This window comes from Stenotrophomonas sp. SrG (assembly GCF_050031795.1).
Taxonomy (GTDB): domain Bacteria; phylum Pseudomonadota; class Gammaproteobacteria; order Xanthomonadales; family Xanthomonadaceae; genus Stenotrophomonas; species Stenotrophomonas rhizophila_A.
On the sequence record NZ_JBNBBE010000595.1, the window covers coordinates 1 to 251 of the forward strand.

Consider the following 251-nt stretch of genomic DNA (forward strand, 5'->3'; position numbering starts at 1 on the left):
GCCTGGTACCGCCGCCAGCTGACGGCCGTAGGCTTCACCGCGCTCGGTTCGCACTGCTGGCTGTCGCCCGCACTGGCGGGCCACGCCGCCGCCCTGGAACGCCGTGGCCGTTGATCTCATGACCGGTTGCGACGGATCCGCCGATTAAGGCGTTCCAGACCCGGGGGAGGTATGCTGCGCGGCAACATTAGACCCAGCATATGCGGACGTCCTGCTCTAGCAGGTGCTGGACTTGACCCGGAAGCTGCTCG

Annotated in this window: 1 pseudogene; it reads left to right on the forward strand. The window is 67.3% G+C overall.

Annotated elements, in window-relative coordinates:
* A pseudogene (locus ACQG3P_RS20970) lies at positions 1-114 on the forward strand (methyltransferase); the annotation flags it as partial.
* Positions 115-251 lie beyond the last annotated feature (137 nt).